At 57.5% G+C, this 7,292-nt stretch carries 15 protein-coding genes and 1 pseudogene; 1 reads left to right on the top strand and 15 read right to left on the bottom strand.

Translation table 11 applies throughout. The annotated features are described in order from the left end of the window. Positions 1 to 245: pseudogene (locus C451_RS00790) on the top strand (IS1595 family transposase); the annotation flags it as partial. Between the two features lie 276 nt (positions 246 to 521). On the opposite strand, the gene tbsP reads toward C451_RS00790, so the two are convergent. The 15 genes from tbsP to C451_RS00720 form a co-directional block, all read right to left on the bottom strand. Further along, positions 522 to 1,349: a transcriptional regulator TbsP gene (gene tbsP / locus C451_RS00785; RefSeq protein WP_007736593.1), complete on the bottom strand. Its 828-nt coding sequence runs from the start codon at positions 1,347 to 1,349 to the stop codon at positions 522 to 524. Between the two features lie 205 nt (positions 1,350 to 1,554). Further along, positions 1,555 to 1,827, bottom strand: coding sequence for a zinc finger domain-containing protein (locus C451_RS21465; RefSeq protein ID WP_152420304.1), 273 nt, complete (start codon positions 1,825 to 1,827; stop codon positions 1,555 to 1,557). Positions 1,828 to 1,835: 8 nt separating this feature from the next. Then, entirely contained in the window at positions 1,836 to 2,123 is a 288-nt protein-coding gene (locus C451_RS00780) for a hypothetical protein (protein WP_049912610.1), read from the bottom strand. 5 nt (positions 2,124 to 2,128) lie between these two features. Next, positions 2,129 to 2,623: a hypothetical protein gene (locus C451_RS00775; protein WP_007736586.1), complete on the bottom strand. Its 495-nt coding sequence runs from the start codon at positions 2,621 to 2,623 to the stop codon at positions 2,129 to 2,131. A gap of 103 nt (positions 2,624 to 2,726) precedes the next feature. Next, a complete protein-coding gene (locus tag C451_RS00770) occupies positions 2,727 to 3,119 on the bottom strand; it encodes a hypothetical protein (protein WP_007736583.1) in 393 nt (130 codons plus the stop codon). A 45-nt stretch (positions 3,120 to 3,164) separates the two neighbouring features. Next, positions 3,165 to 3,506, bottom strand: a complete 342-nt coding sequence (locus C451_RS00765; RefSeq protein ID WP_007736581.1) for a hypothetical protein — start codon at positions 3,504 to 3,506, stop codon at positions 3,165 to 3,167. 107 nt (positions 3,507 to 3,613) lie between these two features. Next, the gene (locus C451_RS00760) at positions 3,614 to 3,886 is read right to left on the bottom strand and encodes a hypothetical protein (RefSeq protein ID WP_007736579.1); all 273 of its coding nucleotides are present in this window, start codon (positions 3,884 to 3,886) and stop codon (positions 3,614 to 3,616) included. A 21-nt stretch (positions 3,887 to 3,907) separates the two neighbouring features. Beyond that, positions 3,908 to 4,183: a hypothetical protein gene (locus tag C451_RS00755; RefSeq protein ID WP_007736577.1), complete on the bottom strand. Its 276-nt coding sequence runs from the start codon at positions 4,181 to 4,183 to the stop codon at positions 3,908 to 3,910. Next, a complete protein-coding gene (locus C451_RS00750) occupies positions 4,180 to 4,386 on the bottom strand; it encodes a hypothetical protein (protein WP_007736575.1) in 207 nt (68 codons plus the stop codon). The genes C451_RS00755 and C451_RS00750 overlap by 4 nt, the downstream gene beginning before the upstream one ends. Continuing rightward, positions 4,383 to 4,811, bottom strand: coding sequence for a DUF7567 family protein (locus tag C451_RS00745; RefSeq protein ID WP_007736574.1), 429 nt, complete (start codon positions 4,809 to 4,811; stop codon positions 4,383 to 4,385). The genes C451_RS00750 and C451_RS00745 overlap by 4 nt, the downstream gene beginning before the upstream one ends. 519 nt (positions 4,812 to 5,330) lie before the next feature. Continuing rightward, positions 5,331 to 5,642, bottom strand: coding sequence for a hypothetical protein (locus C451_RS00735; protein ID WP_007736570.1), 312 nt, complete (start codon positions 5,640 to 5,642; stop codon positions 5,331 to 5,333). Between the two features lie 5 nt (positions 5,643 to 5,647). Beyond that, positions 5,648 to 5,857 (bottom strand): hypothetical protein, encoded by a 210-nt coding sequence (locus C451_RS00730; protein ID WP_007736568.1) that lies wholly within the window; start codon positions 5,855 to 5,857, stop codon positions 5,648 to 5,650. A 78-nt stretch (positions 5,858 to 5,935) separates the two neighbouring features. Beyond that, complete coding sequence (locus C451_RS00725) at positions 5,936 to 6,388, bottom strand: hypothetical protein (RefSeq protein ID WP_152420303.1); 453 nt, start codon at positions 6,386 to 6,388, stop codon at positions 5,936 to 5,938. Further along, complete coding sequence (locus C451_RS21460) at positions 6,385 to 6,591, bottom strand: hypothetical protein (RefSeq protein WP_152420302.1); 207 nt, start codon at positions 6,589 to 6,591, stop codon at positions 6,385 to 6,387. Before C451_RS21460 ends, C451_RS00725 begins: the two co-directional genes overlap by 4 nt. 170 nt (positions 6,592 to 6,761) lie before the next feature. Beyond that, positions 6,762 to 7,109 (bottom strand): DUF6788 family protein, encoded by a 348-nt coding sequence (locus tag C451_RS00720; RefSeq protein WP_049912609.1) that lies wholly within the window; start codon positions 7,107 to 7,109, stop codon positions 6,762 to 6,764. Positions 7,110 to 7,292 lie beyond the last annotated feature (183 nt).

Below are 7,292 nucleotides of genomic sequence, written 5' to 3'. Positions count from 1 at the left end.
AGATGAACCACGAGCATCGAACCGTTGTTCACGACGATAAGTACGTCTCAGACGAAGGCGTCCACACAAATCAAGTCGAATGCCTCTGGTCGTTGATCCAGCCGTGGCTGGAGAAGTTCCGTGGTCTCTCCAAACCAGGATTGGAACAGTCCGTCCGAACCTACGGGTTCGTACGGACGTTGAACCTCGTCGGAGCACCGCTACACGGCCTCGTTGACTGCTTCGCCCTCAACGTGTTTCACTAGATTCGGCAAGAGCGTCCTAAGAAGACCACTCGATCCGATCGAGAGTATATCCACCGCACTCAGGACACACCTGCTGCTGGAATCTGAAGCATGCACCACAGTTTTGGCACTCATACGGATGGGATTCGTCACGGTCAGCGCTCGTGAATGCCGTTTTGACACGGCTCAGAGTGCCCATTGTGAATCACTCCCGTGAGAGTTTCTAGCGGATCACGACCCGAAAAGCCTTTTCCTACCCTGTCTTCATTTCAAGACGATCTCTCTTTCACAAGACTGTCAGGCAGGCGCAGCGGCCATCATTTTCTGGGCCTGCTCCACAAGGTCGTCGACATCGACACCACGGAGTTCCTCACCCAGCAGCAGACGGAGGCGGGGGCGGCCCACATCCATGGGGACCTTCTCGGTGGCGAGCAGGCCGCTGTCTTCAAGCTGAGTTTTCGTTCGCGAGTACGTCGCTCTGCTTGCCAGTCCCGTGTCCTCGCCCCACTTGCTGATTTTGAAGAGTTGGATTTCGTTGTTGGCAGCAGCGAGCAGATTCAGCCCCACTTCGTTGAGAGTCTCCTTGTCACGGGTGGTCTCGACTGAATCGAGCATGGCTCTGAAATCTGCATCGACTCCTTCACCGATCTCGTTGGCGAGCGATTCGTGGATTTCCGACCGCGGTGGTGTTCGGAAGGAAACCTCTGTGGCATCGTTCCACTCGCTGTTCCACTTCTCGCGAGTAGTGGCAACGAAGTCTTCGTCGTCGGTAGTGAGACCAGCGACGCGATCACCGGCTGGGACAATGGATACGACGGTTTCCCCGGTCACCAGCAGTGTGTTTTCGAAGCGTGCCTCGGTTGTTCGGAGCGAAAGGTTTCCAGCAACTATTTCATCGGCGACGGCACTTGCCACCAGGAAATCGTCTCGAAGCCACCTCGCAACGGAGTCCTCGACGAGGCTGCGGACTGTGGGTGATTCCGAGAGTCCACCGATCGTCTCGACAAGCGCTGTGAGCTGTTCGCCATCGAGATTGACTGCTACCACTTCGCCGGTTGTGTCCGAAAGGATCGCCTGAAAGAGTTCGGACGTACTGGCCGTGATGCGGGTGGATTCGAGCGACATACTGACGATAATATTTGGCCACATATCTATTTTCTGTTTGGATGGCACTGTGAGGAAAGATGGCCGGGGGAACACGCGGACGCTCGTTGTCGATTACCGGAATGGCGAGGCAGATCGTCTTAGCGAACTCCAAGAACTATACGACCAGATTCCACCTTCTTAGCGTTTCTACGGCGAAATCAGTGGCATCCTTCCTGAGAGAGAATTAGGAAAGTGTGGCTTGGTAGGTATCTCCATCGCGGTCTTCTTCGCCAGCAGCACTCCAGACCGGCCGACCAGGGGCGTCAGAAGCCGGGCAGACCGAGTAGTCACAGACTTCTTCGAGCGCGCGTCGGTCGCGTTCGGCGTGGATGCGACAGGGATGCCCGGATGGGCGCTGACAGTTTTGACCCGCTTCAGCCGTACAGGTTGGACACGCGACTTCAAGCGCTGGATCGCGCTCCCACTCCTGACCGCAGTTCCGGCAGGCGACAGCCATGGCGACTGTCACCGCACTCCATCGATCGTCACGTAGTGTGGTCCCTTCCAGTTCTGGACTCGCTCTGGTGCATTTTCGTGATCAGCGAGCCTGTCCGATTCGCCAGTATTATCTTCGAGAAGCTCGCCGTCGTCGTCCAGTGCCGCTTCGATGGGAACTGCGTACGTCTCGGTATCGTCGCTGGTGAGGGCACGGTTATCGTGCCAGATCTGTGGGTGGAACGTCACAACCGCTTCATCTACGTCTTCGATTTCCGGTGCTGGCGACGTTTCGGAGTGATGGGTACTATCTGTCATGGGCGTTAGTAGTGAACATCGGCAGGGACGATCCACGGCTGTTCGAGGTCTTCGTATGGCCAGACGAAATCCTCGAAAGTTCGTATCCCACACCCCGAGTTGTCGTAGAGGTGGACTGGCGGCCCGGCATAGGCACCGAGATTCGCGCAGTGATGGCGAACGAAATCGTCGTCGTTCATGACCTCCTGATCACTGAGGCTGCTGAGTGCCTCACGAATTTCCTGTAGATTACGCTTGAACTCCGCTTTCGTCGCGTTCCATCCCCGGGCGAGGAGTTCGCAACCCTCGTCGGAACTGAGTCGAGCGGCGATGGGAAGTTCGCCCCACCGACCTTTGCCCGCAACACGAGTCCGTTCCTCGTCGAACGTGACGTAGTAGTCGAACTCGGCAGAACTCTCGACTGTGGCTCCAACAAGACGGTCGAAGACCGACCCGCGTGCGGCTCCGAGAGCGGATTCTTCGGTCTGTGCGTCAACGATCGCGTGGATGATTTGGTGCATGATTTCGTGATTTTCTGGCGTGCTGTGTGTTGATCTACGCGCGCCTGCACGCCCCTCTGGCGAGAAAAACAGCAAATACCGGCAGCTCTATCGACCGGGCCGGTTACTCGTCACTGTCATTACCGAATAGACATCGATTCGCGGCGTCTTCCCCACCGAGTGTCTGCTGATCGTTCTCGACATCGGCGAACAGCGAGCGTTGATCGCCCTCCTCGTTGGTCTGGCGCTGAGGAACCTGCGCTCGGTCGTCGACGCCGAACTGGGTCGCGCTCGGTTTGGCGACTCGCCCGGACCCCTCGCTGTGATCGACCTCCGCGCCGAAGGCTTCGAGCGAGGTTTCGACGGTATCGCCGTCGGGTTCGATCTCACCGTCGTCACCGAACACCATCTGCTGTTCGCGTGGGATCGACTCCGTATCTGCAGCGGCTTCTGGCTCTGTTCGGTCTTCTGTCTCTGCTTCTGCCTCTGGTGCCGTGGCTGACTGTGTTTCGCTCATGAGTGGACTGGAAATCGTGGTTGTGGACTCGATAAGGCGGATCAGCTACGATTCAACGGGTTCTGTGCTTTCTTCGTCTTCGTCCGTGTCGTCGTCCTGGGTGTCGCGAAGCTGTCTGAGTTCCTTTTCGATACTGTCGGTGTACTCCTCTACGAGCGAGAAATCGTCGCCGTCGAGCAGGAACGCCCGCGCGTACACCAATCGGTACTCGTCTTCGCAGATCCGACAGACGAAGATGTCGTCGTAGCCGTTTTCGACTAGCTCGTACTCGACGTATTCGAGGTGCTCCTGACAGTCGTGGTCTTGCTCTTGCTCTTGCTCGTGCCCGTGTTCGTTCTCGTTATCGGTTGTCGTCTCGGTGCTGTCACTGTCTGTGGTGTCGTCCATGGTCGGATCTCCTCACTCCTCTTGAGGAAGAAAAACGAGGGCGATTGTCTCGCCCCGCCCTTGGTCCATCGTGACTGCTTTCGGTACTTCTTGATTGAGGGGCCGTCCTACATTTCGGTCCTTGGCGAATCCGACTTCGAGTGGGCACCGGAGCGGCCGATCAGCATCCCATCGCTCGTTTGTTCTTTGGCTCTGAGCGCAGCCATCACGTCCTCCATCGATTCTTCATCGACCGCTGGAACATCGCCGGCGTGACCCGGTCCAGCGTACGTGACGAACGTATCTTCCTGAACGAACCCGAGATCATCGCCGGTAAACAACCCGACCCCGTCACGGTCCTGCCGGAAGTACGATACGCCGGTATAGCGGCCTCTCGCCATCGGCGGTGATGTATTCGACGTTCATTGGTCGGTGGCTTCGGTAGCTTCGGTAGCTTTGGTGGCGAAGATGTCGATTTCGTCCATCGATCCGTTTCCATCCGACTGGTAGGCGGTGTAGTGATTGTAGTGGATGATGACCTGTTCTCCGTTGATTGCTCTGTGGATCACTTCGATTCCTTGGAGATCATCAACCGCTCTGACACCGACGGCGTCCGTGAGAACATCCCGATCGTCACCGAGGAGCTGTTCGATGAGTTCGTCGGCGTCTGAGGCCGCTTTCGTGTTGGTTGAAGTCATTCGTCCACCTCGTCGATCAGCGAGATTTCGATGTCGAACTCACCGTTTCGAGCTGCTTCGGCGGCATAATCGAGCGCCTCGCGGCGCATGATGTCCTCATTCACTTCACCGTCCGCGCCAAGAACCTGCTCCGGGCCGAATTCGAGGACAAGCGACAGCTCGATCCGGCGGCGACCGTGCTCTCGTTGAGAAGTGTCTGTCATCGTGTTTCGACCTCGTTACTCGGGAGTTCGATGAGATAGTTCGGTTCGCCAGTTCCGGCATCTTCTCGTTCCCACGCAGGCTTCCAATCGGTAGTGTACTCGTCGAGGTGTTCTGCCGTGGCTGAAAACCAGTAGCGCTCGTACCCGCGGCTGGGAGTCCCGGTCCACTTCCCTGATGCAGTTGCGCCGTATTCCTCTGTTTCAGGGATCATCTCGGCGTCGTCGGTGAGCCACGTGTAGCTCCCATCGAACTTGGCGATGAACCCTTGGTCACCAGCAGGTTCGCGGAGGAGGCACCGAGTGTTGCAGTCGGCGCAGAACACACCCTGAAAAACGAGGTGCGTCCAGTCCTCCGAGCCACAGACTGGACACTCAACTTCATCGAACGCGCCCTCGTAGCGCTCTTCGGTTTCGACGATCGGCATCAATCTTCTCCCCCGTTGTCCGGAGTGTCCACGCCGACCGTTTCGGGCTCAGAGCCGTTCTCAGCCGTACCATCTCCGTCGTCGGCGGCAGGGANGATCGATAACGACCGCTTCATCAGAGACGCCAGCGATGGCAAGCTTGTCGAACTCGCCGCTGCTCGTCACGCTTGTTCGGGGTTCATCGCTTTCCAGCGCGTGCCAGAGATCGTCGATGGCGGCCCGTTCGCCACCGGTTTCCATTTCCCCGTCGGCGTATTCGAGGAGATTATTCAGTTCGGTGAGCGCGGTCTCAGCTGTGTCGCGACTGATCCACACGGCGTCTTGCGGTTTGGTACTCATGGCTGTTGATAGTGTTCTGTTGGTAGTCGGTCGTCTGTTGTCGGACTGTACGTCTCGACGCTGCATCCCTCTCGAAGGAGAAAAACGGCGAGTCGTCGTACTAATGTACCCCGTGCTGCGGTGGCGCTCGGCGGTGTTTCAGGCCTTATGTAACAGATAGAGTTAGTGAGACATGATTTGTTACATAAGGAGCAAAGAGGTTGCTATCGGGTCACCCACAACCCCCTGCTCGCCGTATTTTTCCCACATCGCCTCGCTGCTGAGGGTGGTCAGATCCTCGAAATAGTCGCGAGCGTCTGCTTCAGTGTCGAACACGCTTGCGTCGTACCCAACCGACCCACCGACCGGGTACCACTGCTCCTTGTGGCCGCCAGACTGGAGCGTCGTCGAGGTTTCGACTGCGTAGCGGCCGTTCTCCCATCGGATCAGACGGGCGAGGAGACCGTGCTGTTCGGCTTCGGTTTCAGGTTCGAGGATATCGTTTGCGGACACGGCGATCAGTCCGGGAAATCGATGGCGTCGGGATTGGATGCGAGACGACGACTGGCGGCATCCAGCTCCTCTTCATCGATGGCGATGGCGAGGAGTTCATCGATAGTCTCACGGTAGACCGAGTGCGTCTCGCTCGGACTGGGGTTGTCTGGAAGACGCTGATCGAGAGCCTCCTTGAAGCGTTGCTTCGCACGGTGTCGAGACAGGCTTCCCATGGTTGGAATTCCTCCGCCCCTCTGGGGGAGAAAAACGGGATTGCGGCTCGTTGTGGTCCTCGAGGCTGTTGTGAGCAATCACCCCTGAACCGGAGCGTTGTCGGATTCCGGGATGCTGTGAGTTTGAAACCGGAATGCTTCGTCACCATCACGGCCAAATACTGCACCGGGGCCGTTGTGCTCGGGATCGCATGCTGGGAAAACAGCGTACTTCGTGCCGTTGCGGTCCTCGAACTGTAAGACTGGTGGCGCACCGTGATGGGTTTTCAGCCATCCCATCTGCTCGAATTCCGCGTCTGCGAGTTCTCGGCCACCAGTGTACGTTGCACCCATGAGTCCGTCCTTATCGAGGCCAACGAACGCCCCGCTGCCGTTCCCTTCCGGATCTGCTGAAGGGAACAGTCGGACATCGTCGGCGAGGACGATCTGTTTGGGTGTGTGGAGATTGTCGTGACACCAGTATTCGGCGGCGATCTCGTCATCGGTCATGTTTCGCACGCCAGTGACAACACTGCCTGTGAGGTCGTTCATCGGCCGTCTCCTCGGTAGCCGCCTTCGAACATCTCGCCCGATTGGTGTGCCGCTGCACATTCTTCTTCGGGGCTTTCCGGCTCGGAGACTGCTCCGAACGTCTTGGCGAGTTCGGTTGGCTCTAGTGTCCGGGTGTCTGGCTGCTGCTGAAGGTCTGTGTTCTCGATACCCTGCTTCGCTGGGGGCTGTGGCGGGCTGTCCATGGTGGAAATCCTCCACCCCTCTCGGGAGAGAAAAACGAGGGTGTAGCCCGAGTTGCTCCGGAAGCAGTGGTGTGGTCTCTCGCCGCCTTGTGTAACATCCCGCTTCTTCTACCTGCCTTGTTGTTACATAAGGTCTGTAGAGGAGCCGATATGGAGTGCTCGCTGAGAACTCACCTGTTGTCGATATACTCGGACGTAAGCGTGCCGTCGGCCTTCCGGTAGTAGAGATACTTGTACGGCCCATGTTTTTCGCCCTTCTTCATGCACTTGCAGGTTTCGTCGCCGCACGTGACCTTCTCCATCACGACGGTCCCACCTTTCGGACTGCTCTCGTCCTCGTCGACGGGATCGGCGGCGTCCGGCAGTTCCTCGTTTTCGATCGGCTGCTGGGTCCATTCGAGTAGTTCGTCGATATACTCGCGGGTTTCCACCAGCGATTCGCGGTTCTGCTTCGGAAGCCCCTTGCGGAGATATTTCGGTAGTGAAGCCGGAGCAGCTGGCGGCTCTTCTGAAGTCATGTTGACCTTATGTAACATCTGACCCTACATAAGGATGCTGTCTGTTACATAAGGTAATCAGAGATACTGAAGCGGATTGCCTCTCCGATCAGACTGCTGCGTTGAATAGGCATAGGGCGCGGTGATCATAGCGGTTCACATAACTGTTCGATGTTCGAGACAGCGAACTTCAGGACGATCTCA

Origin of the sequence: Halococcus thailandensis JCM 13552 (genome assembly GCF_000336715.1) — an archaeon.
Lineage (GTDB): Archaea > Halobacteriota > Halobacteria > Halobacteriales > Halococcaceae > Halococcus > Halococcus thailandensis.
This window is presented reverse-complemented; position numbering and strand designations above follow the sequence as displayed.